This window comes from Bacillota bacterium, assembly GCA_013178305.1.
Lineage (GTDB): Bacteria > Bacillota > Sulfobacillia > JABLXB01 > JABLXB01 > JABLXB01.
In genome coordinates this window covers 203955-228464 of record JABLXB010000007.1, presented here as the reverse complement: position 1 = coordinate 228464, position 24510 = coordinate 203955, and the positions used below count along the sequence as shown (strand labels likewise).

Sequence of the window (24510 nt, the reverse complement as noted above, 5' to 3'; positions counted from 1 at the left end):
CTACAATCCTCGAGGTCTGAACCTAGTCTCTACGGTTGCGGAGGATCAACAGCCTCGCAAGCTGAGCCACCGCCATCGCCGTGGCAGCCACGTAGGTCAGCGCCGCCGCGTTGAGCACCTCGCGCACCGGCCTCGCATCCGCCGTGGAGATGTAGCCGCCGCCGGCCAGCAACGCCATGGCCCTGCTGGACGCGTTGTACTCGACCGGCAGTGTGACTACCTGGAACAGCACCGCGGCGAAGAAGAACAGTATCCCGAGGTCCATCAGCGCGGGGATCCTGAAAAGGAACCCCAGCAGGAACAGTGGCCACGCCGCGTTCGACCCGAGCTGGGCCACGGGAAGCACCGTGTTCCTTATCGCCAGTGGAGTGTAGCCGAGGTCGTGCTGTAGCGCGTGACCGACCTCGTGCGCGGCCACCCCGAGCGCGGCGACAGACGGGCTGTCGTGCACCTGCGGTGACAACCTCAGCACGCGCGTGCGCGGGTCGTAGTGGTCGCCCAGGGACGATTGAATCCTCTCCACACGAACGTCGTCCAGCCTCGCCGACCTGAGGAGCTCCGAGGCAACCTCGCCGCCCGTCTTGCCGCTGGTAGCGCGATACCTGGAGTAGCGTCCGAACGCGCCCCTGACCCTTGATTGCGCATACAGCGCGAACAAGAGAGCCGGGAGCACCAGCATGATGTACGCACTATCGAAGAACATCCCGATCCCTCCGTGAGGTTTATCTTCCGAGGACATCCCCAGGGGCCAGTCGCGCGCCCCTCAGGTAGTCCGCCGCCGGCATCCTGCGCCCACCCTCGGGTTGTACCTCGTCCAGGCGTACGAGCCCTTCCCCCGCCTGCACGACGAGGCCGTTTGTCTCGTCGGCCGCGAGTACGAGGCCCGCGCGCCCGGCCCCCTCAGGCTGACGCCTCAATAAGTGATGAATCTCGGTCCCCGCGGAATCCAGGACGGTGGCGGCCAGCACCTTGATCTTCCTGCCATCCTTGACAGTATGCGCCCCCGGCCAGGGGCTCATGCCGCGCACGTGGTTCCGGATGTCCCCGGCAGGCCGGTTCCAGTCTATCACCTCGTCTTTGGAAGTCAATGATGGAGCGAATGTCGCCTGCGACTCGTCCTGCGGGGCGCGCGGCGCCTTTCCCGCGCCCAGGAGCCGGAGGGTCACGGTCAGCAGATCCGCACCCTCATGCTTCAACTTGTCGTGAAGCGTCCCCGCGTTGTCGTCGGGCGAGACCGCGACCTCTTTCTGCAGTATGACGTCGCCCGCGTCAAGGCGTTCCGACATGTACATCGTGGTGACTCCCGTAACCCGCTCGCCCCTTATGAGAGCCCAGTTGATGGGCGCCGCGCCGCGGTATTTCGGGAGGAGCGACGCGTGCACGTTTATGCACCCCAGCGAGGGGATCTCCAGCACCTCGCGTGGGAGTATCTGGCCGAAGGCCACGACGACGATCACGTCGGGTTTCACGTCCCTGAGCCACTCGACGAACTGAGGGGACCTGCACGTCGACGGCTGCACCACCGGGAACCTGTGCTTGACCGCCGACTGTTTGACCGGCGACGGCGACAGTTCCAGCCCGCGACCGCGCGGCCTGTCAGGGCGCGTGACCACGGCCAGTATCTCGTGCGCGTCGCGTAGCACCGCTATCAACGATGGGACCGCGAAATCGGGGGTCCCCATGAACACCACTCTGAGCCGCCTCGCCGATGCGAGTTCGGGGTCGGGCCTGGTTTCGTACGTGGCTGAGGCCTTGTCGGTGAACAGCAGGCCCTCGAGATGGTCGATCTCGTGCTGGAGCACGCGGGCAAGCAGCCCCTCGCTGTCCACCCACACGGTCCTGCCATCCCTGTCGAGTCCCTTGACCCGTACCTTCGCCGCCCGCTCGACTTCGCCGACGACCCCGGGCACACTCAGGCACCCTTCTATGGCGGTCTCAGACCCATCTTCCGACGTGATCTCCGGGTTGACGAACTCGTAGAGGGCCTCGTCGGTCTCGATCACTATTATCCTCTTGGAGACGCCCACCTGGGGGGCGGCAAGGCCCACGCCGCGGGCCGAGCGCATGGTGTCCACCATGTCCTCGATTAGATTTCTCGTTGAGGCGTTCAGATTCTTGACCGGCTTCGTCTTGACTCGAAGCACGGGGTCCCCATCTTTCCTGATGTCAAGAAGCGGCATCTACGCCCTCCTGTGCCCTTCCTGGCAGAAAAGTCAACTCGCGCCCCTGATTCCTCCCGGTTTCACCGCCCACACTATAGCATCGACACCGGGTCGACGTCTACCGTGAGCCTCGATCTCGCGGCGCGCACCTTTCGTTCGAGCGCCTGCGATAGGCCCCTCGCCGCCTCAGCCAGCACGATCCTCGACGGCCCTTTCATGAGCATCTGCCACCTGGACCACCCTCTCAGCTTTGGGAATGGCGCGGGGCCCGGCCCGAGTAACTCGAAACCCCCGCCGCCATGCGTCCGAAGGTGTCTAGCGGCATCCTTCGCCAGCGCCCTGGCCACGGCATCGCCGGGGCTCCATATCACGACATTCGCAAGGTGACCGAATGGCGGGTAGCCGGATTCGCGCCTGCCCTCGATCTCGGACGTATAGAACGATCGGTAATCGCCCGTGCAGGCCGCCTGTATACAGTAGTGTGATGGGTCGTACGACTGTATGACTGCGACGCCACTCTCCGGCCCGCCCGAGATCGCTATCACCTGGGAGAGGAGCTGGTACGTACGCTCCGCCGAACGGAAGTCCGGCAGGTTCAGCGTGAGGTCGGCCGAGAGTACGCCGGCCACTGCGGCGTGCGGGAGGCCCTCATCTCCGAGGACCATCTGCGTACAGACCAGGACGTTTGCCTTGCCTTCCGCGAATCCCCTGACAAGCGCATCGTACGACGACCTGCGCGAAGCCGTGTCGAGGTCGACCCTGACCACGCGCGCGTCCGGGAAGAGCCTGCGGACCTCTTCCTCGACCCGCTGCGTGCCCGCCCCGAAGGGGCGCACCCGCCTCCCGCCGCACTTCGGGCAGACGTCAGGGGCAGGTTCCTCGTGGCCGCAGTAGTGGCACTTCAGCACCCCCGGGCGGTGGTACGTGTACGTCACGTCACAGTTGGGGCAGCGCAGGCTAAAACCGCATTCCCTGCAGAGAACGAACGACGAGAAGCCCCTCCTGTTCAGAAACAGGACAGCGCGCTTGTCGCTCGACAGGGCCGAGTGAACCTCGTCCTGGAGCTTGAGCGACAGTAGGGACCTGTTGCCGCGCTTCAGTTCCTCCCTCATGTCGACAGTATGGCACGCCGGGCGGAGGTGAACGCTGGATTCGGGCACTTGGAGTATCCCATAGGCCCCGTTGGAAGCGTGATAGTACGACTCCACCGACGGGGTCGCACTGCCCAGGATGACCGTACCGCCCTGCCGCATACTCCTCATGAGCGCCACGTCCCGCGCGTTGTACCTCGGGCTCCCCTCGGTCTGCTTGTATCCCTCGTGATGCTCGTCGTCAACTATGATGGCAGCCAGGCGCGGCACCGGTGCGAACACCGCGGACCTCGTGCCGACGACCACGTCGACGTCGCCTTCTGCTATTCGTTTCCAGTGAGCGTATCGTTCCCCCGCGGGCAGGCCGCTATGTAGCATGACGACGCTGCCCGCGAACCTCGACGACAGTTCCAGCCTGCGCCTGGGAGTCAGCGCTATCTCCGGGACCAGGACGATCGCGTTCCGGCCGCCGCGCGCCAGTTGATCCACTATCGCAGCATAGACGCCGGTCCTCTCCGCGGCCGTGCCGCCCACAAGCAGGACAGCCCGCCCACCGTCGCGCACCTGCTGGATGAGTTCCGCCGCCACCCGTTCGTGAGCCTCACCAAGCGGCTGCGGGCGGTAGAGGCGTCCCGTCATCGAGTGGCCAGGCGCCGGCCCGCCGGTGGCCGCGGCTGCTGCCGAGCCGGGCGATACCCCGCCCACCGACGCGCCCAGTATGGCGCCCGCCACCGTGCCCGTCATCGTACTCGCCCGCACGCGCTCGAGCCTGACGAGGCCCGCCTTCTCGAGAGCCTTCAAACTCGACTGCCCAGCTCCCGACCTCCTCACCGCCTCCGCGGCCGCCATGGGCCGCCCTTCGGCTATAAGCACCTTCAAGAGCTCCGCGCGGCGCGGCGCAGAACCCGATAGTACGCTGAGTTCCTCCTGGGTTACCTCGCGCGCGAGTGAGGCCTCCCAGGCCATCCTTACCCCGCGTGGCGCCTTGAACACCGTCTCGACGCGGACGATTCCCCGCACCCTGAGCGTCCTCAGCACCCTCTCGATGTCGCGGAGCCCCGTCGCCTCGGCGAGTTCGGCGGGCGTTCGCTCACCCTCGTCCACCAGGAGGTCCACGACGCTCGCCTCCGCGGGCGTCAACGGCCCCGACAGGGCTTCCACGCCCGCCTCGTCTACCGCCAGCCCGACGAGCCTGCGGCTCTGCCCGGCCATGGCCGGCGGGAGCATGGCGCGGAGCGCCATCTGGACGGGGCTACAGTATTCGGCGGCAACTGCCTGGGCGAGTCCCATCATCTCCGGGCCTAGCGCGGGATTCGGCTCAACCACGCTGATGATGCCCTTGATCTGGTGGCCGGCGACCTGCATGGTCCCGCTGCGGGGCTCGCCCTCGAGCGGAGGCGTGTGTCGCGTGCCATGCGTTTGCGGTGGCTGAACCGCCTGCGTGAGATCCGAATATCGTACGACGAACCCCCTGACCCTGCGCGAACCAAAAGGCACGACGACGACAGACCCCGGCGTCACACGGCCCTCGAGCGACCCCGGCACTGAATATGTGTACGTCCCCCAGAAGCTCTGGGACCTTATATCTACGGCTACCTCGACGAGGCGCTGCGTTTCCAATGCGTCACCGTCCTTGGCTCATGCCGACGGTGTTTGACACCGCCCGCCCATTTTCCTATGATCGACTGAAAGAACGCCGCGTGTCGCGCGCCTTGCAGGCACTCGCGAGCCGGGCACGCGCGCGGCCGGCCCGCGGCCTTCCCGCGCCGTCCGCGCGGGAATCCCACCGCAGAATGGAGTGGTCTGTCCGCCTTGGCCGAGACCAGGATCACGGTTTCCGACCTCAATCTGCCTGCCACGCTGCTGTCCGGCCAGGCCTTCCGGTGGTCGCAGGGTGGCGACTGGTTCTCTGGTTACATCGATAACATGGCGGTGCAACTCAAGCAGGAAGGTCCGGGCCTCATCATACGGCACGACAGCCAAGACGCCGGCCACACTGCGGTGAGCGTGTGCCGCTACCTCGATCTCGACAGGGACTACGAGGCAATCAGGACGGATGTCGCAGACCGTTTACCCGAATTGAGACCGGCGCTGGAGTTCTCGCGAGGGCTGAGGGTTCTACGACAGGACCCGTGGGAGGCGCTGGTCTGCTTCATAGTCTCCCAGAACAACAACGTCCCCCGCATCACGCGGTGTGTGGGCAATGTCTGCTCGATGTGCTCGCCCATGGGGGCATTCCCGTCATCCCGTCGCCTTGCCGTGGCCAGCGACGAGGATCTCAGGCGCGCCGGCCTCGGTTACCGCGCGCCCTACCTGCGCGCCGCGGCGCGAATGGTGGATTCAGGTGATCTCGACCTCGAGGGGTTGCGCCGCCTGCCAGTCGAAGAAGCACGGCGCACGCTTATGGGAGTGCCCGGTGTCGGCGGGAAGGTTGCCGACTGCGTACTCCTGTATGGTCTGCAGAAATACGAGGTCGTTCCCGTGGACGTGTGGATCCTGCGTGTGGTCGAGGCACTGTTCTTTTCCGGGCGAAGCCTCCGGCCAGAGCAGGCCCGCTCGTGGGCCGTGCAGAACTTCGGACCCTACGCCGGCATAATACAGGCGTGAGTGTTCCACTGGGCCCGTTCGACGGGCCTCAGCAGCAAAACCACCCACCCTGCCTCACTCAGATGAGTCGGCCACCGAAAGAGGCGCCCTTTAAGGACACAGCAGTCCTGCAGCGAAGCGCAGAACCGCGACATAACGAGCTCAGGTCGTTCGTGCACCACTTCCAGGCAACGCTCATATTATGCGAGTGGCAGCATGCCAGGAGGGGATGGATGCATGTTGAACGTTCAGATCGTCGGCCTGGCCGACCCGGAGTCGTTCCCCATCGCTCCCACGATGTTCACCGAGATCGCCGTGATGGATACAGTAGACGTCCCTGAACCCAAGCCTCCGATAGAGCAGCTCGTCAGCGTGTTGCTGGATGTCACATTGAAATCGACTAGAATAATCCAAACCCCGGTAGGAACATCCGTTTCCGGATTGCGGTTGACCGGCTGTAAACTGGTGGTCGAGGGAAACATTGACGAGAAAATCACTTACGTGGCCTCCGAGCCAGACCAACCCGTCCACGCGGTCGAAGGTTCCGTACCATTCAGCACATTCGTAGTCATCCCACCATCGGTGAACTGTGTGCCCGTTAATGATCTACTAAAAGCATTCAAGGTAACGCCGTTTGTTGAGGACGTCTTTGTCGATGTAGTCTCGCCGAGAAAAATCTTCAAGAACATTATCCTGTTCCTGGACGTCTCCATAACCAACTTGTTATCCCAACCCCATAAGCCGAGACAGTCTTAGGCCGGCCTATCGGTTCCAGGGACCGAACACTTCCCTCGATGGATCGACCGAAAATGGGGTCTCTCCGAGTGTGTGGGGGAGGGGGCGGGCGCGAATGCCGGCTCTCCCCCACAGGCGACGGGTTTTTGCTATCTCATTCTCGCCTCATTACCAATCTCGACGCCCGTCAGGGCAGCGGAGTGGCAATCGTCAGATTCAAGAACAGAATGACATTTTTGAATACCGACCTGGGCGAGGTGACATTTACGAACACGTCCTCAATAAATGGGGTTACCTTGATCGCACCCAACAGGTCCACGATGGGTATGCCACCAACCGTCGGGGGAACCACTATGAAAGTACTGAACGGGATGGTTCCCTCGAAGGCGTGGACCGGTTGATCGGGCGCCGCCGCGACATACGTCATCTTCTGGTTGACCGTCCCTTCGATGACCGCCTTGGCCCCCAACAGGATCTGCCCACCTAGTGAGGTCCCTATCGGCGTCTGGACTATGCGCACCGAATCAATGGACACATCGATGAAGACCGTGATCAGCTGTTCTATCGGGGGCTTCAACTCAGAGGCAACCAGCGTGTCAACTAGGGCAATCTGGGTGAACATGGTTGGAGCGACGGGATAAGTCGCGGGGTCTGCGAGTCCAACGATCTGAACCTTCGCCATTGTCTTGACCTCCTTTCTCCCTGGGGTCACCATATCTTATGACTTATGTCAATCCGATGTGCAACGGTTTTCCCCGGCGGTCCAAAGACAAGAAGTGGCGTCCGATGTGGTAAGTAAAGCGGGTGAACCGGCCCGGCAGCAGGAAGGTCACATGCATGGGCAAGCCCACGACGCTCGGGTATCGGTGGGATGACAAGGTAGGCCCCGATCATTCTCCGCAGGTTTTTAGCAGACCGGCCACGCGGTCGACGATGATCCGCGCCATCTCCCGCTTCGAGGTGAGCGACACTTCGTGTACATTACCCTCGGGGTCGATGATCTTGGCGGCGTTGGTGTCCGTGCCGAAGCCGGCGCCCTGTTGAGTGACGTCGTTGACCACGATGAGGTCGAGGTTCTTCTTGCGTATCTTCGCCACGGCGTTGGGGACGAGGTTATCCGTCTCCGCGGCGAACCCCACAAGTATCGTGCGACCCTTTCTTTGTCCTGCCTCGAAGAGGATATCGGGGTTGGGCTCAAAGTGAATGTCCAGGCCGCGCCCGTCCTTCTTGATCTTCTTGTCGTGTATGACGGCCGGCCGGTAGTCGCACACGGCCGCTGACTTGATTAGGGCGTCGCAGGATTCCAGCCGCGAGATCACCGCGTCCCTCATTTCCGCAGTGGTGACGACGGGGATGTACTCGACACCGGCGGGCGGCTCCAGTGACACGGGGCCGCTCACGAGGATGACGCGTGCGCCGCGGTCGCGGGCCTCGCGGGCGATCTCGAAGCCCATCTTGCCGGAGGATGGGTTGGATATATACCTCACGGGGTCGAAGTACTCCCTCGTAGGCCCCGCGGTCACCATGACCGTCTTGCCGCGCAGGTCTGCGGCCACCACCGGGACACCAGTCGCCACAGTCCCCGCCGGCGCAGTCGCTCCCTTCGTACCGCCGGCCACAGCGTCCCCGCCGGCGGCGGCGCCGGCGCCGAGCACCCGCACGATCCTGTCAACGATGTCCTCCACCGGCGCCAGGCGGCCCTTGCCGGACTCGCCGCACGCCAGCCAGCCGCTCTCGGGCTCGATGAACTCGTAGCCCAGCGAACGAAGCCTCTCGATGTTCGACTGCACGATGGGGTTCTCGTACATCGCCGAGTTCATGGCCGGCGCAAACAGCACCTTCGCCCTGGTAGCCATGATCGAGGTGGTCAGGAAGTCGTCGGCGATCCCCGCCGCGACCTTCCCGATCACGTTGGCTGTGGCGGGCGCGACGACCATCACCTCGACCCACTGTGCGAACGCGATGTGCTCGACGTTCCAGCGGGCGGGTTCATCGAACATCGCGTGGATGACGGGGTTCCCGGACAGCGTCTGAAACGCGAGAGGCGCGATAAGCCTGGTCGCGTTCTCAGTCATCACCACCTGGACTTCCGCGCCCATCTGCCTGAGACGGCTGCACAGGTCGAGCGCCTTGTACGCCGCGATTCCCCCGCTGACCCCAAGGCCGACGCGTCGCCCTTCAAGCACTTGAATCACCCCGGATGAATACGCCGGATCAGGCGGGTAGCCTGATTACAGGCGCCGTTACGACCCCTGCTCCGAACCTTGCTCTGGGCCTGGCTCCGGACCAGTATCCCCGACCGGCTCGGCGGACTCCGGCTCAGTTGCGGGCTCCGGCGCCGGCTCTGATGCCAGAGCAACCGCCGAATGGCCTCCGGCGGCCCGGACCCTCTCGTAGGTCACGCGTCCCTCCGCGATCTCGTGCAACGCAATCGTGACCGGCTTGACCGAGCCGATGTCCTCGATATACGTTTTGCCCTCGGTGATTTCCCGCGCTCTTTTGGCGGCGGTAACCACGAGAGTGTACTTTGAATCTACCATCCTCATGAGTGTGTCCAAAGACGGGTAAAGCATTGAGTGACCCTTAACCTCCTTACAACCCTCAGGACCCGGCACGACAGCCGCACCTCCGGGCCCTCTCACCGAGTATTATCGCCTCGAGGTCCTTTTTTGCGCGCCCGAGGTCCTCGTTCACGATGACGTAGTCGTATTGCCCTACGTACTGCAATTCGCCCGGGTATGATTCCAGCCGCCTCTCGACGTCCGCCTCCGTCTCCGTGCCCCTCGCCCTCATCCTTCTCTTGAGCTCCTCAAAGGACGGGGGTAGCACGAACACGTAGATGCCTTCCGGGTAGAGCCTCTTGAGAGCGATGGCGCCCTGCACGTCCTTCTCCACCAGCACGGTCACCCCGCTCGCCAGCAAGTTGTCCAGCGTCTCCCTCGGGGTTCCGTAGAGGTTGCCGTACACGCGCGCCCATTCGGCGAAACGGCCGGCGACCACCATCTCCTCGAATTCGCTCACACCGACGAAGTGATAGTCCACGCCATCCCTTTCGCCGGGGCGAGCCTGCCTGGTGGTGACTGATGGGCAGAACACTATCTCCGGATGGTCATCAATAAGGGCACGACGAAGCGTGCCCTTCCCAGCGCCAGACGGAGCGGACATCACCACGAGCAGGCCCTCACCGGATCCTGCGTCACACATCCCCTACCGCCTACTCTTCTTCGACTATGTCTTCTGGTTCCTTGCTGGATAGCCTGTTTGCGACGGTTTCCGGCTGGACTGCGGACAGGATCACGTGGTCGCTGTCCGTTATAATGACGGCCCTTGTACGGCGGCCGTACGTGGCGTCGATCAACATCCCCCGGTCACGCGCCTCGGTGATAATCCTCTTTATGGGGGCGGATTCGGGGCTTACGATGGCCACGATCCTGTTTGCCGAGACGATGTTACCGAAACCAATGTTGATCAACTTGATGTCCATCCGCCTACCTCCCAATTACTTCTTGCCGAGCCTCGCGAGTAGCGCTTCCTTCTGGCGCTTGCCGAGACCCTGCACACGCCTTGACTCGTCGATGCCGACTTCCTCCATGATCTTCTGGGCTTTTACCTTGCCTACCCTCGGCAAAGACTTGAGCAAGTAGGCCACCCTCATCCTTGCGGTAATCTCGTCGTCCCCATCCAGCACCTTGCCGAAGTCGACCGTCCCCTTCTTGAGGGCGGCGCGCAGTTCACTGCGCTTCTTCCTCATGACCTGGGCTTTCTCAAGCGCTGCCTTCTTCTCCTTAGCCGTCAACTCCGGTAAAGCCACTACAGTCCCCTCCCCTTTTCCTACTCGATGTTTTGGACCTGTTCCCTGATCTTCTCGAGTTCGCTCTTGACCTCGACTACTACGCTTCCGACGTGCGTGTCGGCCGCCTTGGAGCCGATTGTGTTTATCTCACGGTTGATTTCCTGGAGGATGAAATCCATCTTCCGGCCAACCGCACCGTCCGTTCTCAAGGCGTCTTTCAGCTGTTCAAGGTGACTTGTTATGCGGACGATTTCTTCGTCGATGTTGACCCTGTCCGCGTATAAGGCCACTTCCATAGCCAAGCGCATTTCGTCAAGAGCATCGGAGGGGAGAAGTTCCTTGATTCGGCTGTCGAGCTTACGCCGGTATTGCTCCACCATGACAGGCGCCCTCGCCTTGATCTCCGAGACGAGCGCGCCAACTTTATCGATCCTCGAGATTATGTCCCGGCTGAGCGTTTCTCCTTCTCTCTCACGCATTGCGATAATGCCATCGAGTCCGGCCTCCAACGCCCGTTCGAGAGACTGCCAGAGAAGCGCCGAATCTTCCTCGGCCTCAGCCTGGCTCAATACCCCCGGGAGTCCGGCCAGCAACGAAACCTCGACACTTCCGGATATTCCCAGTTCATCCTGCATATCCTTCAATGCACTATAATATGCCAATGCCAGGGCCTTGTCAACCTTTACCTGCTTGCCCGCGTCTTCCGCGGGATTCACATCGACGAACACGTCGAACCGCCCACGCTCGACCCTCGCCTGTACCGCCTTCCGGAGCCTGTCTTCGAGAGAGGCAGCCACCCTCGGGATCCTCGGCGCCACCTCCAGGTACCGGTGGTTGACCGCCTTGATTTCCACCCGGACGCGGTAACGTGGCCCATCGGAATTGCCTCTACCAAATCCGGTCATGCTTCTGGCCACGAACCGATTCCCCCGCCTTTTCCGGCACTGATACAACCCGGCTTCACCGCCTGCCTCCATTCGCCCTCAAGCTGCCAAATTCCTGCGAAAGCCAACACTAGTTTGGCCTCGCTGGCAGGGGATTAATAACGGGCCTGCTCAACGGCCTGCCGGATGCGGTATAATTGCCCAGCGTCCCGCCCCTTTTCCCCGCCAACGCCAATTCGACAGAGGACACGTCGATGAATTCGGTCAGCGTGAGCGCAATCGACTGGATCACCATTCGCTCGGCCTGCTCTCCCTCCGCACGCACCTTCGCTAACTCATCCGACAGGTCTACAGTGCACACACCGCTTTTCAGGGTCACACTCAGCACCTTCACCCCATCGGGGATCGTCTTCTCGAGCGCCCCATCCCGGGGTGGACCTGCAAGCAGGTGCTCTATGGCGCTCTTGTGAGGGTTGAGGGTCCTGGGGACAAACCGGGTGACCGGGACCAGGTAAGCGCCCCTGTAACCGAACCACAACACCACCTTCATGCTGGCCTCCACAGGCGGCGAACCATCGTGGTTGACGAATGCCGGGCGCGGCGACGAGACGGGACTGCCCAGGCCCTCAACGGTTATATGTCGCACGCCGTCAAACCCCGTCAGCGTCCAGAACAAAGCATCCGCAGCCAGCCGGTCGAGGGGGGCTCCACCAGGGGGAAGGCTCTCCGAACCGGGAACACCCGGCGGGACCGCCACGCGAACCACGGCCGACGAGCCGTCGGTCTTGAGCGACTTGAAGCGACTACCCGGCGGGAATGGCGACCGGAGCGGCCCGGCCCCTTCCCACTCAATGACAAGCCTTGCCGCATCGGCCATGGCATCCCCCTTGGGAAGTTCCACTGTGACGGGGACCAGGTACTTGAGGTCTTCCGTCGCCAGGTGGATGACTGTCTGACTGGTTGGCTGCTTCTTTCTCCACGCCCTGAGCGCGGGGGCGCATCCCCTGACCGTGGGTATCAGCGCGAACAACGTGATCAGAGAGATCAGCGTGACCAGTCCTGCGGCCGTCCTTGAGGCCGTGCGGCTTCTCATTGTGGCACTCCTCCAACGTCGCGTCTCTGAATGTATATGCCCAACAGGCACGCTGTAACAGGGTCAACGGTAGAGACATAGGTTAGGGTGGGAGCACGCAGAGGGGGGTGTGGCTTTGTCTTCCAGTCAGGGCACCTCGGTTTGCAGCGACGCAGGTTCCCAGTTCTGCCCCTGCGTACTGGCCGATCTGGGGGAATGCATAACTTGCTCCCTACTAAGGGGCGAGGCGCTGTGCGACTGCGCGTGGTCCGGTGTGTGCGTCTACTCGGAATACCTCTGGGCCGGGAAACGACCCCTCCCACCCAGGCCCGAGTATGAGATGGCCATAAAGGACGTCTTCAGAAGCGGTAGACTAACCGTATTTACGCTGGGCGTCCCCCGCAACCTCGTAAACGAGTTGAGTGAGCCGGGGGCTTTTCTATTCCTGCGCCCCCCGGGCACCCGGCAGTGTTTCAATGCGCCGATTTCGGTAATGGACGTCGACTGGGAAAGCGCCAGGTTCGCCGTGCAGGTCATGGGTCCGAAGACAAAGGCGCTCGACAGGTCAAGGGATTTTCTGCTGGCAAGGGGGCCGTACTGGAACGGCGTGCTGGGGTCGCAGCGGCTGAGGCGGCTCCGGAATTCGCACGCGCTGGTCGTCGCGAGGGGCATCGGCCAGGGACCGGCGGTCCATGTTGCGTCCTACCTGTTGAGGAAGAACAACCGCGTAACCGCAGCGCTGGCGTCTGGAGACCTGGTGGACGGGGTGTTTGCCAAGCCGGACATGCGGCGCCTTGGGGTTCCGGTGGTGGAGTCCCCTGGGGCAGGTCCCGACCAGGTGAAGACACTCGTAGGGCTCATCAGAGAGGGCGGCTTCGACCTGGTTCACAGCTCCGGCCCGGACTCGCAGCACCGGGCGCTGCTGGCAGCCATCCGCGAGGCCGGCTCCGGAGCGAAGCTCACCGCATCGAACAACTCGGTGATGTGCTGCGGAGACGGTGTGTGCGGGGGTTGCGGCATTTCCACGAAGTCCAGCCTATGGACGAGGGCGTGCAAGGCCGCGGTCAATCCGGAAGACGTCGCCTTTTCTACAGGGGGTGAACATAGCCCATGACAGGGGAATTGCAGGTCGTGGTTGTCGGGGGCGGCTGGGCCGGGTGCTCGGCGGCGCTCGCGGCAGCGAAGGCCGGGGCGCGGGCGACGCTCCTGGAGAGGACCGACATGCTCCTAGGGGCCGGCCTCTCTGGCGGGATCATGCGCAACAACGGGAGGTACACCGCGGCGGAAGAGGCGGCGGCGATGGGGGCGGGCGACCTGTTCGCAGTGGCTGACGACAACTCCCGTCACCGCGGAATAGAGTTCCCCGGCCACAAGCACGCGAGCCTGTACGACGTCACGCGTATCGAGCCGGCGGTCAGGCAGGCACTCTCCGCCGCGGGTGTTCAGGTCTTCACCCAGTGCAGGATCATCTCGGTCAAGGTAGACGGCGAGAACGTCAGGTCGGTCGCGACAGCCGACGGCGAGGCCTGGGAGGCGGGCGCGTTCGTGGACGCTACCGGCAGCGCCGGCCCGATGGGTTCGTGCGCCAAGTACGGCAATGGCTGCGCGATGTGCATATTCCGCTGCCCCAGCTTCGGACCCAGACAGGGGCTCGCTCGCCTCTCCGGGGCCAGGGAGTTCGCCGTAACCGGGCAGAGGCCGGAGCCCGGGGTGTTCAGCGGGTCTTGCGACCTGGTCAAGGGCTCGCTGGCTGCTGACATCGTCAAGACGCTCGACCGCGATGGGGTCGTGGTCGTCCCCCTGCCCGAAGAACTCATCAACAGGTCCAAACTCGCGAGCAAGGCGTGCCAGCAGTATGCGCTCGGGCCGTACGCCGAGAACCTCATAATCCTGGACAACGGGTACGGCAAACTGATGTCCCCCTACTTCCCGCTCGACGACCTGAGGACGATACCGGGTTTCGAGCGGGCAAGGTACGCGGAACCGCTGGCGGGGGGCAAGGGCAACTCCATAAGGTATACGTGCATAGCCGAGCGCGACCAGTCGCTCCGGGTGGGGGCCCTGGAGAACCTGTTCTGCTGCGGGGAAAAGTCGGGGCCGTACGTCGGTCACACCGAGGCGATCGTTACCGGGGCGCTGGCAGGCAGGAACGCGGCGGCCCGCGCCGCAGGCAAGGGACTGCTGGTACTCGGAAGGAATACGGCGATCGGCGATTTCATCGCCATGGCGCAGGATGAGCTTGCGGGTTCGAGCGGCTTCCCGCGAACGCTCACGTTTGCCGGAGCGAGCTTCTTCGAGCGCATGAAACAGAGGGGACTTTACACGACGGACCGCGAGGAGATCGGTGCGCGCGTGCGAGCTGAGGGGCTTGAAGGGGTGTTCGAGAGACCGGTCGCCTGAGGCACCGGTCTCTCTCCCTCCCCCGTTCAGTTCAGGCCTGTCACGAGTGGTTTGACTTGATGTCGCAGGACCAGTTCCACCCGCTGTTGTTATCCCAGTGATTCGCCGAGTCCTTGAAGCAGAAGTTCATCTGCCGGTCGCCCTGGCAGGTGATGTCGCAGGTGAAGCTACCGTCTCCTCGTTTCATCATCGGTATCGTATGGATGTTCTTCCAGCCGTCGAACCCGACGTGTGCCCAGACCGCGTCGGCGCCCGAGTTCGCGAGGAGCCCCTTGTAGCCCATCTCGGCCTTCTGGTTCTTCACTGCCGGCACAGGCCTGACCCAAACCCTATCATCGGCTATCATTCGCGTACACCGCCTCCTTTTTAGCCGGGTGGCGATCGCTTGAAAACGACCGCTCCCCGGGACCTATCAGTATTGTCCCCCGCGCGCACGGTGTAATGAGTTGGATCGAGCGGTAGACCGGCTAGGTTGATAGCTTCAGCCACTTGGCCTCGTAATCGAGGAACGCGTTCACGTAGGTCGAGTGCGACCACGTGAGCGGCGCCACGGAGAGCGGTTCGCCCGAAAATGGATGGAGTTGCTCGGACATTATCCCCGTCTCCAGGGCGTGCGCGGGCGCCCACTCCAGCACGGTCCTGGGGAACTCCAGGTCGTCCAGGCTTCGCGCGGCTGCTATGTGCCACGAAGCGAGCCAGAGCGAGCATACGAACCAGGGATTACCCGGCGTCGAGGGATCGTGCGTTACCCGGAAGTACCAGTCGTTGGGATAACGGCACACGCCGCCGACGCCCGTCTTTATCCACAGGCTCTCCCGGATAGCGTTCATCGTGGCGATCGATTCGTCAGAAAGGGGATTTAGCACCCCCATCAGCACGACTCCATACGCGCTCGATTCGATCGTGTGATCGATGCGGCACGAGCCATCGCTTTCGAGGAGAAAGCCGCGCACAAACCGTCCCGCCCTCGGGCTGTAGAGGTTCGAGCGCACGGCGCGGCCCACTTCCGCCGCAGCCTGGTAGAACCGCGCCGCGACCGCCGGTTCGAACACGGACGCGAGGTCGCCCGCCGCCTTCAAGCCCGCGTATACCGCCGAACAGGTCCAGATGAAAACCCCGCGGCGCTCCTCCCACAGGTCGTGGCTGGGAAGCGGGAGTCCGGCGCGGTCGTCTCTATACTCCGACAGAAACACACCAATCCTCTTGACAAGGTCGCTGTAAACACGCGAAAGGAATTCGACGTCGCCGAACAGGCGGAGGTGTTCGCCGGCGAGAAAAGCCACGAGCCCCGTTTCGTCCTCCTGGACCGGGAGGAACGGCCCCTCTCTGGGGTGCCAGCTCGACCCCACCGTCCCGTCGGCGTGGTACTTCGGCCAGAAGAACCCGCGGTCGGTGACGGTACGCGCAGCATACTGCAAGAATGCCCTCGAGCACTCGGGATAACCCGCCAGCGCCAGCGATCGCGCGGCCAGCGCGGCGTCCCGGGGCCACACGTAGCTGTAATGATCGCGGTTGGTCATCATGATGTCGAGGTCGGTGGATGCCAGCACCCCACCCCCGTGGTCCAGGGCGGCCCGCGTGAGCAGGAGGCTCCGGCGGTAGCACGCCGCGGCCCCATCCGAGAGGTCGGACCTTTTCAGAGGCGCGCGCGCCAGCCACCGTTTCCAGTAGGTAGCAGTCTCCTCGATCAGGTCGTCCGCCCCGGTGGAGGTCACGAGGGCGTTCAGCCGCATAGCCTCGGCGGCGCCGTCAGCGACGCACATCCAGTAATGTACCGTAGCCTCAACGTAAGGTCCGAGGTCCAGCCAGAACGACACGGTGCTGTCGACCGATCCGTGAGAGACGCTGTGGCCCTCGAGGCAGCCGTCCTCGGCGTCGCGCCACGTCCCCTCCGCGCCACCGAACCGTTTCTTCCCGACGGTGAACTGGCTGAACCCTCCGCCGTGGGCGCGGCCGCCGAAGCAGAAGAAGCGCCCGCGCTTGTGGTGGACGATCGAGCCGGAGTCCGGGTCGTAGTACGCCGTGTCCCCGATGTCCGACTCGTTGATGCACAGGTCGTTTACAAAGAATAGCCTTACCTGGCGCGCTGCGGCCGAAGCGTTGCGCGCGGTGATACGCCTGAGGAAAATGTTTTCGCGATAATGAACGCAGTCGGTGATGCTCAGCTCAACGCCCAGGCCGGGATTGACGGCCCTGCACTCCGATACCATCGTGTCCTCGCGATACCGGATCGACCGGTTCCACGAATCGGCGTCGATCCAGGCAAAGCGCCCGCCTTCCCACACACCGATCATGTTTCTCCTGCCCTCGACGTGGCTGAACATTCCAACGTGTGGGAAGTAGAGTTCCCGCAGCACGAGGCGCGAATCGAAGTTGACGGTAAGGCGCCCGTTACCAAGGGTTAGCGCTCTTGCCACCTCAGACCTCCCGTATAAAAGGATCGCGATTACTCCATATTGAAAACGTGGCTTTCTCAAACAATCTCTCACCGGAAGGGGGTTAGTATGCAGCTCTTTGCTCTGCTCGCGGCCGCTTTGCTCGCCGTACTGTTCATCGCCGTCGCCTCAGCGCGCGGTCGTCTTGGCATGCGCGCCTCGCCCGACCGGAGGCCCCTGCCGCCACTCGGCAGGCCGGTTCGCGGACCAGTCCGCAAGCCCGAACGCACGCCGGAACACCTTGAGGACACGGAGTTCGCCGAAGAGCTCGCCCCTCAGGTTACAACCCCCGCCGTAACCGAGTACTCCGTCCCATCAAGGTACGGTGACAACCGGGTCGCATTGATGGTTCGCGATCCGAACTGGCTGTACGCCTACTGGGAGGTCCAGCCAGAGTGGCAACAGGCACGCTCGCGCGAGGACGGCGTCGAGCTTATGGAGACGGTGCCGGTGCTGCGACTATACGACATCACCGGCGGACAGCGCATGCACCAGGACATCCGGCTCACCGATCAATCGGATAGCTGGTACCTCGGCCTGGCGACGCCCGCCCACACTTACTACGCCGAGATCGGACGGCTCAGCCGGTGGGGCAGGTTCGTGCCGATGGCGCGGTCAAACGTGGTGTTGACCCCTCCGGCAGGCGTGTCGGATGCAATGTCGGCGGAATGGCCGCCCATTGGCTGGACGGGGCTTTACGGCGGAGCGGGCCCGAGCTCGCCGGAATTCGTCAAGACGGGCAACAACAAGTAGAACAGGTAGGAAAGGCGGCCGCCAAGTGCTTAAAGGTCTTGTGAGTATAATCCTTCACGCGCACCTCCCGTACGTACGCCACCCCGAACACGAGGATTTCCGCGAGGAGTGGTGGTTCTTCGAGGGGATGACGGAGTGTTACGTCCCGCTCGTGGACGCCCTCACACGGCTCGAGTCGGAGGGCGTCCCGGGCCGGATCAGCATCTCCCTCACTCCACCGCTGCTCTCGATGATGATGGACCCGCTCCTCAGGCGGCGTTATTCACGCCACCTGGCCAGGCTCATAGAGCTGGCGCAGAGGGAAGTCATCCGGCTCGAGCACGACGCCACGTTGCGGCCCCTGGCCGAGATGTACTTGAGGCAATTCCTCCGCGTGCGGCGGGTCTACGAGGACACGTACCACACCGACCTCGTCCGCGCTTTCCGCGAGTTGCAGGACGCGGGGCGGATCGAGATCCTGGCCAGCGCCGCGACCCACGGGTTCCTCCCGCTGCTCGACCTCAACCCCGAGGCGGTCCGCGCCCAGATGGAAGTGGGCGTCAGGCTATATGAGCGGGTGTTTGGGCGAAAGCCCGCGGGTTTCTGGTTACCCGAATGCGGTTATAGCCCCGGCCACGACGAGCACCTGGCGCGCCTGGGCGTGCGATACGTGATCCTCGAGTCCCACGGGGTACTGCACGCCACCCCGCGGCCCAGGTACGCGTGCTTTGCGCCGGTGGAGTGCCCATCGGGCGTGGTCGCGTTCGGCCGCGACACGGACAGCTCCAAGCAGGTCTGGAGCGCCCAGGAAGGCTATCCCGGTGACCCGAACTACCGCGAGTTCTACAGAGATATCGGGTACGACCTGGACTGGGATTACGTCTCGCGGTACCTCCCCGGCGACGGCGCCAGGGCGAACACCGGGATCAAGTACTTCCGCATAACCGGCAAGGACTCGGGATACAAGGAGCCCTATGTCCCGGACATAGCGCGAGAGCGCGCGGCCGTGCACGCCGGCAACTTCATGTTCAACAGGCAGAAGCAGGCCGAATACTGGTCAAAAGCGATGGACCACGTGCCCATCGTCGTGTGTCCTTATGACGCCGAGCTGTTCGGGCACTGGTGGTTTGAGGGGATACAGTGGCTCGAGTTGCTCATCCGGAAGACGGCGTACGCTCAGGACGAGATCCGGCTGGCGACCCCATCTGACTACCTGGCGATGTACCCCGTGAACCAGCCGTGCCAGCCACCGATGTCGAGCTGGGGGTTCAGGGGATACAACGAAGTATGGCTGGAGGGCAGCAATGACTGGATCTGGCGCCACCTGCACAAGGCCGCCGAACGAATGACGACACTGGCGCGGAGGTACCACGACGCCGGGGAGCCCACGCGCCGCGCGCTCAACCAGGCCGGACGGGAGCTGCTGCTCGCCCAGGCGAGCGACTGGCCTTTCATCCTCAAGACGGGCACCGTGACCGAGTACGCGGTGAAGCGCCTCACAGGGCACCTCGGCCGCTTCACGAAGATATTCGATTGTCTATCGGAGGGCCCGGCCGCGGAGGGCCTGCTGTACGAGGACGGGTGGCTGCCGCGGGTGGAGGCGAAGGATAACATATTCCCGGACATGGATTACAGGGTATTTGGGTAGGGGTGGCGGTCCATGCCGCCCCGTTGTCACTCTTTCCCGGTATCCCTCAGTTCAGCGACCTTGCGGGCGAGTGACTCCGCTATCTCCGACGCAACCTCCATCGAGGCAGCCTCGGCGTACACGTGATACGCCGGTTCGTCCTCGTCGGGCAGTATGAGCGACCAGCCCCGCTCCTGCCTCAGCCTGACGCCCTCAGGGACCTCGTCGTCGTGTGGTAGGGTCGTGACCAGCGTTCGCATCACGCGGCCCTTGGCCTCCCAGGGGCAGTGCACCGTCCTGGCGGCCACAATGGTGCCCGGCGCCGCCCCGGACAGCTCCGCGAAGGTCGCGCCGCTGTGCCCGCGCCATTCCAGGAGCCACAGCAGACAGCTCAGGCCGTCGAACCACACCCTGAACTGGGGCGAACCCGACTTCTCCGAGTGCTCCAGCATCTTGGACATCAGGGCGGGGACCGAGGTCTTGGAGCGTACAACGCGGCCACCCAGAACCCGAGCCAGTTCCTCGGCGTACCCGGGGAAGTTGGCCGGCACGACGACTGTGGATCCCGGGCGGGTTTCAAGGAGCGCGCGAAGCAGCAAGGCATGAAGCGCGACGCCGGCGATGACCCTTCCCGTCTCGTCGACGAGGGACACCGACTCCATCGTCGGCCCGAACACTGCGCCCACCGAGGCGCCGTCGCTTCCGACGAGAGCCTCCACATCGCCTGCCCCGCCGGTGACGTTGATTTCAAACCCAAATCTCTCGCCGGCCATGTCGACCAGGTCTTCGGCCTCGGCGGGGACGGCAGCATAGAGGCGCAGCGCCTGGGTGCGAATCGCATCGGCGTCGAGACCTTCCGACATATTCCCCAGGTAGTCGGATACGACCGACGGGCAGAAGGTCACTCGGCCGATGGACTCCGATGGCACCCTGCCGAAGTCGCCCCGCGCCAGTGAATGGTTGACCTTCCTCTGCATGTCCGCGGGCAGGTTGACGCCGCGCGAGTCGTATATCTCGACTACGACGGAATCGTCGCCGGAGACACCGCGCTTGACGGCAACCCCACATTGGGCCCCGAGGAGCCGGACGGCAAACCTGATGATGGGGGGCATACCCAGCCCGAGGTCGATGACGTCCATGCCGGACGAGGTGAACCCGCACGCCGCGGCCTGCCTCAGCATCTGCGCCGCCGTACGCGAGTCCGCCGCCACCACAGCCGTCCCCTTCCCGCCCAGGGCGCCGCCCAGCGCGGCGCACATGCGGGTGACTGCTTCGGGGGTAACGTCGGTGTTGGGCAGCCCTGCCAGTCCGAGGCTCTTGACCTGCGAAATCGGGGCCACGTTCCCCCAGACCATGCTCTCGTGCACCGTGGCTGCCTTGCCCACGATCTTGTTCGGCCATATCTTCACGCCCGGCTTTACTACGGACCGCTCCTCGACCCGAGTGTCATCGCCGACCACGGCCATCTCGAACACCTTCGCGTTCGGCTTGGCCTGCACCCTGTCGCAGAGCACCGCACCGCGGACCTCGCAGCCCTCGCCCACGAATACCCCGTCCCATAGCACCGCCCGCCGGAGCGACGCCCCCGCACAGACCTGAGAGCCCCTTCCGACCACCGTGTGCGGGCCCACAACCGCGCCGGGCGCTATCCGTGCGCCGTCGCCGATCACCACCGGAGGGATGACCACCGCCCCCTGTGAGATCGCGGCTTCGCCCGATACCCAGACCCCCTGCGAAGTCCCGCTACCGGGAATGGCGAGGTTGACCTTGCGATCCATGGCGTCGATCTGCGCCTGGACGTACTGCTCCAGGTTGCCGATGTCGCACCAATAGCCATCGAGTACCAGGCCGAACATGGGCTCTCGCGATGCCAGGAGCGTCGGAAACAGGTCTTTCGAGAAGTCGAACGGTCTTCCCTCCGGGACCTTCTGCAGTATAGACGGGTCGAGCACGTAGATGCCGGTGTTCACGGTGTCGCTGAATACCTCGCCCCACGAGGGCTTTTCGAGGAACTTCCTGATGGAACCGTCGGGGTTGGTGATCACGATCCCGAGTTCAACGGGGTTGGAAACCCGCGTCAGCGCCAGGGTGGCCTTCGCGCCCGTGCTCACGTGGTACTCATACAGGCGCGTGAGGTCGAAGTCGGTCAGGGCGTCGCCGCTCAACACGAGGAACGGCTCGTCCAGGAGGCGCGCCGCGTTCCTGACGGAGCCCGCGGTCCCCAGCGGTGAGTCCTCAACCACGTAGCGCATCCTCATCCCCAGTCCGGAGCCGTCCCCGAAGTGGTTCATGATCGCCGTGGGCATGAACTGAAGCGTCAGCACGACGTCGGTGATACCGTGCGCCTTGAGCAGATTGAGGATGTGCTGCAGTATCGGAGCGTTGACCACGGGGACCATTGGCTTCGGCCTGTTGCACGTGAGTGGGCGAAGACGCGAGCCCTCTCCCCCGGCCATGATCACGGCTTTCACAGTTGCGGAACCCCCCGGCAAGTTGATGTGTATGGTTGAACGTAGCCTCACTACGCGCGACTGTACCTTCCCCACTCCATGAACGCCCTGGTCAGGGCGAACGGCTTCGGTAGCCTCAACCCGGCGGCCTCGCTCTTCCAGAGGCTCCTGCGGTGGTCGTTCAGCACCTCTGAGTACACCGACAGCGTTTCGTCCGCGACGCCGCCCCAGGTGTAGTCCATGGTCACCTTCTTATAAGCGTTGTCTCTCAGGTAGCCGGCGTACTGTGCATCGCACAGCACGTGCAGGATCTCAGCGGCAAGGCTACCCGAATCGCCCACGCGGCATTTGAGGCCGTCTACCCCGTGCTCGACCGTCTCCGACAGGCCCCCGCAGTCCGCCACGATCACCGGGCACCGCGCGGCCATACCCTCGAGAGCGACGAGGCCGAACGGCTCGTAAGTGCTCGGGAACACAGCGACGTCTGCCCAGGAGTACAGGCTGTTGCGCACGGGGTCGTCTATATACCCGGTGAATCTGACCTGGTCCGCGACACCCATCTGGTACGCCTTCGCCTTGAGCCAGGATTCGCTCGGCCCCGTGCCGGCGATGACGAATCTGGTCATCGGTTTGACCTTCCTCACCTCGGGGATCGCGTCCAGCAGTACCTGCACTCCTTTTTCGGGCACGAGCCGCCCCACGAAAAACACGATCGACTCGGACCGGTGGGCGAATTCCTCCCTCTTCCGGTTACTCCTGGTCTCGAACTCGGCGGGGTCGACGCCGTTTCTTATCGCCCTGATCTTGTCGGCAGGCAACTGGAACACCGATTGCAGTTCGCCCTGCATGTACTGGCTGCAGCAGATGACCCTCCAGGCCTCGTAGGTCAGCCACCATTCCACGTCCCCGATGTACCGCTGCCACGCGTTGTGCAGGCCCTGGTGCCTCCCGTGCTCGGTGGCGTGTATCGTCGCGATGAGCGGGACCCTGTACGTGTGTTTGAGCGCCCTTCCGGCGAACGCGCCGAGCCAGTCGTGGCAATGGACCAGGTCCACCCCATCCAGGTCGTTCAGCACGGACACCGCACGCTCCAGAAGGCTCACGTTGAGTTGGAGCACCCACGGGACGAACTCGGGCGGGCTCAGGCGGTATGGGACCACGCGGTGAACGCGCACGCCGCCGTCGTCCTGTCTCTGCTTGAGTGACTCATCGCCCACCGTCACGACGTGTACCTCAACGCCGCGCCTGGCGAGCGCCTTCGACAGGTGCCACACGTGCCTGGCCAGCCCGCCGACGTTCTTCGGCGGGTACTCCCAGGAGATCATCAGGACCCTCATCTCTGTGCCTCCGTCTTGTTCCTCCGTGACTATCCTCCGCCCGGACCGGCGGGAGTGAAGGGGCCGCGCGGCGGCCCCGCCTCCAAGTATTCCTCAACGTACGCCCTGTAAATCTCGGCGACGCTCCGCGCCTGGGATTTACGGTACGGAAGCGGTGCGAAGGCAGCACGCCTGTTGGTAGAATTGGCCTGCTATAGGACTTTCATGCTACCAGCATGAGTCTCCGGGTTATACCGCAGGCAAAGACGAAAATCCAGATGGGACAGGGGTTTCGGGGCTATGATTTCTGGTACTAACTTGGCAACCGCCGGCACAATAGCGCACTCAGCGTCGGCGCCAGCAGCTAATGGAAGGCGTGCACCCGGATTTTTCTGGTCGGTCCGGGTGGAGGATTCCTGTCATTCGGATATTCATTCGGATATCATTCGGCTAGCGTTTTCGTATCTGAAGGATATGTTCCACCTTCGTAACGCGTTTGTCCAACCCGTGAATTCCGGCCCTCATCTCCATGTATCTGCGTTCACAAGTCTCTTCCGCTTCGTCCATTCTTCTGGACATGAGATCCGTTCTCTCCAGGAACGTCGTCAGGTTCTCAAGGATCAGGTGGACGGTCTTGTCAGTCTGCTCCATGAGAACCCTTGCACGCCTGGCCTCATCCTTCGCCTCGCGCGCCTCGTTCCTGGCCTCTTTTGCCACGGCGAGGGCTTCCTCGGCTACGGTGAGAGCCTTCTCGGCTACGGCAAGGGCTTTCTGGGCGAGACTCTCCACCCGTGCGAGGTTATCCGCCATATTCTCGACCTTGTCTGCAAGGCAATCGACTCTCTCAGTGAGACTGTTGACCCTGTCAGTGAGGCCATCCACCCTTTCGGTGAGGCAATCGACTCTCTCAGTGAGATTGTTGACCCTGTCAGTGAGGCCATCCACCCTTTCGGTGAGGCAATCGACTCTCTCAGTGAGACTGTTGACTCTGTCAGTGAGGCCATCCACTCTCTCGGTGAGGCAATCGACTCTCTCAGTGAGACTGTTGACCCTGTCAGTGAGGCCATCCACTCTCTCAGTGAGGCAATCGACTCTCTCAGTGAGACTGTTGACCCTGTCAGTGAGGCCATCCACTCTCTCAGTGAGGCCAGCGACTTCCTGTCCCAGGACGTCAACCTTGACTTCCAGCGACACGCTAACCACTTCCTCTTCCCAGCCAAACCCAGC

General features: G+C 63.4%; 22 protein-coding genes and 1 pseudogene. 6 read left to right on the top strand and 17 right to left on the bottom strand.

What is annotated here, in order from left to right:
• Positions 1-22: 22 nt before the first annotated feature.
• From HPY55_13730 to priA, 4 genes and pseudogenes are all read right to left on the bottom strand, one after another.
• The gene (locus HPY55_13730) at positions 23-703 is read right to left on the bottom strand and encodes a zinc metallopeptidase (protein NPV71680.1); all 681 of its coding nucleotides are present in this window, start codon (positions 701-703) and stop codon (positions 23-25) included.
• Between the two features lie 19 nt (positions 704-722).
• Entirely contained in the window at positions 723-1682 is a 960-nt protein-coding gene (locus HPY55_13725) for a methionyl-tRNA formyltransferase (GenBank protein ID NPV71679.1), read from the bottom strand.
• Between the two features lie 69 nt (positions 1683-1751).
• Positions 1752-2180, bottom strand: a pseudogene (gene def / locus HPY55_13720) (peptide deformylase).
• A 74-nt stretch (positions 2181-2254) separates the two neighbouring features.
• Positions 2255-4873 (bottom strand): primosomal protein N', encoded by a 2619-nt coding sequence (gene priA, locus HPY55_13715; GenBank protein NPV71678.1) that lies wholly within the window; start codon positions 4871-4873, stop codon positions 2255-2257.
• Between the two features lie 192 nt (positions 4874-5065).
• Here priA and HPY55_13710 point away from each other — a divergent pair, with 192 nt between their 5' ends.
• Together HPY55_13710 and HPY55_13705 are read left to right on the top strand one after the other, a co-directional pair.
• Positions 5066-5860, top strand: a complete 795-nt coding sequence (locus HPY55_13710) for a DNA-3-methyladenine glycosylase 2 (protein NPV71677.1) — start codon at positions 5066-5068, stop codon at positions 5858-5860.
• A 216-nt stretch (positions 5861-6076) separates the two neighbouring features.
• Complete coding sequence (locus tag HPY55_13705; protein ID NPV71676.1) at positions 6077-6595, top strand: DUF3794 domain-containing protein; 519 nt, start codon at positions 6077-6079, stop codon at positions 6593-6595.
• 166 nt (positions 6596-6761) lie between these two features.
• On the opposite strand, the gene HPY55_13700 is transcribed toward HPY55_13705, so the two are convergent.
• The 8 genes from HPY55_13700 to HPY55_13665 all read right to left on the bottom strand — a co-directional run bounded on the left by HPY55_13700 (position 6762) and on the right by HPY55_13665 (position 12344).
• A complete protein-coding gene (locus HPY55_13700; GenBank protein ID NPV71675.1) occupies positions 6762-7256 on the bottom strand; it encodes a DUF3794 domain-containing protein in 495 nt (164 codons plus the stop codon).
• Positions 7257-7464: 208 nt separating this feature from the next.
• The gene (gene coaBC, locus HPY55_13695) at positions 7465-8760 is read right to left on the bottom strand and encodes a bifunctional phosphopantothenoylcysteine decarboxylase/phosphopantothenate--cysteine ligase CoaBC (protein NPV71674.1); all 1296 of its coding nucleotides are present in this window, start codon (positions 8758-8760) and stop codon (positions 7465-7467) included.
• 57 nt (positions 8761-8817) lie between these two features.
• Positions 8818-9147, bottom strand: a complete 330-nt coding sequence (gene rpoZ / locus HPY55_13690) for a DNA-directed RNA polymerase subunit omega (protein NPV71673.1) — start codon at positions 9145-9147, stop codon at positions 8818-8820.
• A 28-nt stretch (positions 9148-9175) separates the two neighbouring features.
• Positions 9176-9778, bottom strand: coding sequence for a guanylate kinase (gmk, locus tag HPY55_13685; protein NPV71672.1), 603 nt, complete (start codon positions 9776-9778; stop codon positions 9176-9178).
• 10 nt (positions 9779-9788) lie between these two features.
• On the bottom strand, positions 9789-10058 hold the full coding sequence (locus HPY55_13680; GenBank protein ID NPV71671.1) for a DUF370 domain-containing protein: 270 nt from the start codon (positions 10056-10058) through the stop codon (positions 9789-9791).
• Positions 10059-10073: 15 nt separating this feature from the next.
• Positions 10074-10385, bottom strand: coding sequence for an integration host factor (locus HPY55_13675; GenBank protein ID NPV71670.1), 312 nt, complete (start codon positions 10383-10385; stop codon positions 10074-10076).
• A gap of 20 nt (positions 10386-10405) precedes the next feature.
• Positions 10406-11284 (bottom strand): YicC family protein, encoded by an 879-nt coding sequence (locus HPY55_13670; GenBank protein ID NPV71669.1) that lies wholly within the window; start codon positions 11282-11284, stop codon positions 10406-10408.
• Between the two features lie 97 nt (positions 11285-11381).
• On the bottom strand, positions 11382-12344 hold the full coding sequence (locus HPY55_13665; GenBank protein ID NPV71668.1) for a GerMN domain-containing protein: 963 nt from the start codon (positions 12342-12344) through the stop codon (positions 11382-11384).
• A gap of 115 nt (positions 12345-12459) precedes the next feature.
• Between HPY55_13665 and HPY55_13660 the strand changes: the two genes are divergently transcribed.
• Together HPY55_13660 and HPY55_13655 are read left to right on the top strand one after the other, a co-directional pair.
• Complete coding sequence (locus tag HPY55_13660) at positions 12460-13437, top strand: hypothetical protein (GenBank protein NPV71667.1); 978 nt, start codon at positions 12460-12462, stop codon at positions 13435-13437.
• Positions 13438-13445: 8 nt separating this feature from the next.
• Positions 13446-14723 (top strand): FAD-dependent oxidoreductase, encoded by a 1278-nt coding sequence (locus HPY55_13655; GenBank protein ID NPV71666.1) that lies wholly within the window; start codon positions 13446-13448, stop codon positions 14721-14723.
• A gap of 40 nt (positions 14724-14763) precedes the next feature.
• Here the strand turns inward: HPY55_13655 and HPY55_13650 are convergent, their stop codons facing one another.
• Together HPY55_13650 and HPY55_13645 are read right to left on the bottom strand one after the other, a co-directional pair.
• The gene (locus HPY55_13650) at positions 14764-15069 is read right to left on the bottom strand and encodes a carbohydrate-binding protein (GenBank protein NPV71665.1); all 306 of its coding nucleotides are present in this window, start codon (positions 15067-15069) and stop codon (positions 14764-14766) included.
• A gap of 121 nt (positions 15070-15190) precedes the next feature.
• Positions 15191-17140, bottom strand: coding sequence for a glycoside hydrolase family 15 protein (locus tag HPY55_13645; GenBank protein ID NPV71664.1), 1950 nt, complete (start codon positions 17138-17140; stop codon positions 15191-15193).
• A gap of 87 nt (positions 17141-17227) precedes the next feature.
• On the opposite strand from HPY55_13645, the gene HPY55_13640 reads away from it, so the two are divergent.
• Both HPY55_13640 and HPY55_13635 read left to right on the top strand, forming a co-directional pair.
• Entirely contained in the window at positions 17228-17911 is a 684-nt protein-coding gene (locus HPY55_13640) for a DUF4912 domain-containing protein (GenBank protein ID NPV71663.1), read from the top strand.
• Positions 17811-19538, top strand: coding sequence for a DUF1957 domain-containing protein (locus HPY55_13635; GenBank protein NPV71662.1), 1728 nt, complete (start codon positions 17811-17813; stop codon positions 19536-19538). Before HPY55_13640 ends, HPY55_13635 begins: the two co-directional genes overlap by 101 nt.
• A 26-nt stretch (positions 19539-19564) precedes the next feature.
• Here HPY55_13635 and HPY55_13630 read toward each other — a convergent pair whose 3' ends face one another.
• The 3 genes from HPY55_13630 to HPY55_13620 all read right to left on the bottom strand — a co-directional run bounded on the left by HPY55_13630 (position 19565) and on the right by HPY55_13620 (position 24477).
• Positions 19565-21988, bottom strand: coding sequence for an NTP transferase domain-containing protein (locus tag HPY55_13630; protein NPV71661.1), 2424 nt, complete (start codon positions 21986-21988; stop codon positions 19565-19567).
• Between the two features lie 50 nt (positions 21989-22038).
• Entirely contained in the window at positions 22039-23304 is a 1266-nt protein-coding gene (locus tag HPY55_13625; protein ID NPV71660.1) for a glycosyltransferase family 4 protein, read from the bottom strand.
• A gap of 429 nt (positions 23305-23733) precedes the next feature.
• Positions 23734-24477 carry a hypothetical protein gene (locus HPY55_13620; protein ID NPV71659.1) on the bottom strand — a complete coding sequence of 248 codons (744 nt, stop codon included), beginning with the start codon at positions 24475-24477 and terminating at the stop codon, positions 23734-23736.
• Between the last annotated feature and the right edge of the window lie 33 nt (positions 24478-24510).

Coding starts and splice junctions, on each gene's coding strand:
- HPY55_13635 (NPV71662.1), top strand. CDS start 17,811: ATGCAATGTCGGCGGAATGGCCGCCCATTGGCTGGACGGGGCTTTACG.
- HPY55_13730 (NPV71680.1), bottom strand. CDS start 703: ATGTTCTTCGATAGTGCGTACATCATGCTGGTGCTCCCGGCTCTCTTG.
- HPY55_13680 (NPV71671.1), bottom strand. CDS start 10,058: ATGGACATCAAGTTGATCAACATTGGTTTCGGTAACATCGTCTCGGCA.
- gmk (NPV71672.1), bottom strand. CDS start 9,778: ATGTGTGACGCAGGATCCGGTGAGGGCCTGCTCGTGGTGATGTCCGCT.
- HPY55_13640 (NPV71663.1), top strand. CDS start 17,228: ATGCAGCTCTTTGCTCTGCTCGCGGCCGCTTTGCTCGCCGTACTGTTC.
- rpoZ (NPV71673.1), bottom strand. CDS start 9,147: ATGCTTTACCCGTCTTTGGACACACTCATGAGGATGGTAGATTCAAAG.
- HPY55_13725 (NPV71679.1), bottom strand. CDS start 1,682: ATGGGGACCCCCGATTTCGCGGTCCCATCGTTGATAGCGGTGCTACGC.
- HPY55_13625 (NPV71660.1), bottom strand. CDS start 23,304: ATGAGGGTCCTGATGATCTCCTGGGAGTACCCGCCGAAGAACGTCGGC.
- HPY55_13665 (NPV71668.1), bottom strand. CDS start 12,344: ATGAGAAGCCGCACGGCCTCAAGGACGGCCGCAGGACTGGTCACGCTG.
- HPY55_13705 (NPV71676.1), top strand. CDS start 6,077: ATGTTGAACGTTCAGATCGTCGGCCTGGCCGACCCGGAGTCGTTCCCC.
- HPY55_13650 (NPV71665.1), bottom strand. CDS start 15,069: ATGATAGCCGATGATAGGGTTTGGGTCAGGCCTGTGCCGGCAGTGAAG.
- HPY55_13700 (NPV71675.1), bottom strand. CDS start 7,256: ATGGCGAAGGTTCAGATCGTTGGACTCGCAGACCCCGCGACTTATCCC.